Below are 1636 nucleotides of genomic sequence, written 5' to 3'. Positions count from 1 at the left end.
TGCTTGACGATAAGTTCCGCGGGATAAGTGGCAAGCTCGCCATAGGCCGGCCAGCGGATCATCGATTGCGGCGGGATGGCACTGACGCCGTCGCCCGGCGCGAATTCCTTCACGCCGTCGCCTATAGCCTCGATGACACCCGCCGCTTCGAGACCAAGCCCCGAGGGCAGCTTCGGCGTCTCGATATAGGAACCCGCGCGCAGCAGCGCGTCGGCGCGGTTGAGGCCGAGCGCCTTGACGCGGATTTGAACTTCGCCCGGGCCCGGTGGGGGAAGCTCGGCATCCTCGATGCGCAGAACCTCAGGGCCGCCATGCTGGTGAAAGCGAACCACACGTGTCATTCGGGATACTCCAAATCAACTGGACCGAATGAGCTATGCAGCTAGGCTGCCCAGGGATAAATGGCTGCACGAGAAGAACAGTAGAAACCAGGAGTTCCGAATATGGATCGGCTCGAAAGCATGGCTGTGTTCGTCAAGGCCGTCGATCTCGGCTCGTTCGCGGCAGCAGCGGTCGCCCTGGACGTCTCGGGACCGATGGTTGGCAAGCATGTCCGGTCTCTCGAAGAACGGCTTGGCGTTCGCCTGCTCAACCGGACCACACGCCGGCAGAACCTGACCGATTTCGGCCGCGCTTACTATGAACGCTGTCGGGTGGTGCTGGCCGAGGCCGACGCCGCAGATGCGCTCGCCGCCGACCAGTTTTCGGAGCCACGCGGAAAACTGCGCGTCACCATGCCGGCGCATTTCGGTCGCCACTGCGTGACGCCCGTGCTGCTGAAACTCGCCCGGCAATATCCGATGCTGGAACTCGATCTATCTCTCAGCGATCGCTTCGCCGATCTTGCCGAGGATGGCTACGATCTCGCCATTCGGACCGGTGCTCTGGGCGACAAGGCGGGGGTGATCGCACGCCGCGTCGCGCGCCAGGACATGGTCGTCTGCGCCGCACCTTCCTATCTCAGAAATCATGGCGAACCGCGACAGATCGAGGATCTCGCCGACCATCAGGCAATTGTCTACCGCCGGCTCGGCCAGATCATTCAGCCCTGGCTATTTGCTCGAGAGGGGCAACCGGTGCAGGAGATCATACCGACCGGCCGTCTGCGGCTCGACGATCTCGATGCCATCGCTGACGCGGCTGCCGACGGCATGGGCCTTGCCTGGTTGCCCTGGTGGCTGGTGCGCGAGCGCATTGAAGCCGGCGTTCTGCTGGCGCTGTTGCCGGATCAGCCGCGATATCTCTACGACTGCCACGCCCTTTGGCTGCAGACACCGCATCTGCCGCTGAAGGTGCGGCTGGCCGTCGATGCGCTGGCGGCTGCCTTGCCGAAGTCGATGGCCTAACCGCAACGTCGCAATCGCTCTCAGTTGAGATCGCGCGGATACTCCTTGACCTCGCTGCGGTCGACGATCAGCTCATCGCCATCATGGGCGGTGATGTGGGTCTCGATCCGCCAGACCTTTCGCAGCGCCCTTACCGTCGCCTTCACTGAAAGCCGCACCTGCCAGTCGCCGCGACCATAGGACTTGTCCCAGGTGCAGGTGCCGACCGCCGAGTTCGGATCGTCGGGGTGGATGATGAACCGGTCGACATGCCTCGCCGAGAGCACCATTCCCGTATGTGGATGCCGCAC

The 1636-nt window shown here is 63.4% G+C and carries 2 protein-coding genes and 1 pseudogene; 1 reads left to right on the top strand and 2 read right to left on the bottom strand.

The features are described 5' to 3' along the window. Window positions 1–341 (bottom strand): alcohol dehydrogenase catalytic domain-containing protein (locus tag EN984_RS33825; RefSeq protein ID WP_164765883.1); only part of this gene is annotated, 341 nt, incomplete at its 3' end. 102 nt (window positions 342–443) lie between these two features. Here EN984_RS33825 and EN984_RS33820 point away from each other — a divergent pair. Continuing rightward, window positions 444–1346 (top strand): LysR family transcriptional regulator, encoded by a 903-nt coding sequence (locus EN984_RS33820; protein WP_127270117.1) that lies wholly within the window; start codon window positions 444–446, stop codon window positions 1344–1346. A gap of 20 nt (window positions 1347–1366) precedes the next feature. Here the strand turns inward: EN984_RS33820 and EN984_RS33815 are convergent. Then, window positions 1367–1636: pseudogene (locus EN984_RS33815) on the bottom strand (peptidase S15); the annotation flags it as partial.

The sequence above is a fragment of the Mesorhizobium sp. M7A.F.Ca.CA.004.12.1.1 genome (assembly GCF_003997835.1).
Classification (GTDB): domain Bacteria; phylum Pseudomonadota; class Alphaproteobacteria; order Rhizobiales; family Rhizobiaceae; genus Mesorhizobium.
This window is presented reverse-complemented; position numbering and strand designations above follow the sequence as displayed.

Coding starts and splice junctions, on each gene's coding strand:
- EN984_RS33820 (WP_127270117.1), top strand. CDS start 444: ATGGATCGGCTCGAAAGCATGGCTGTGTTCGTCAAGGCCGTCGATCTC.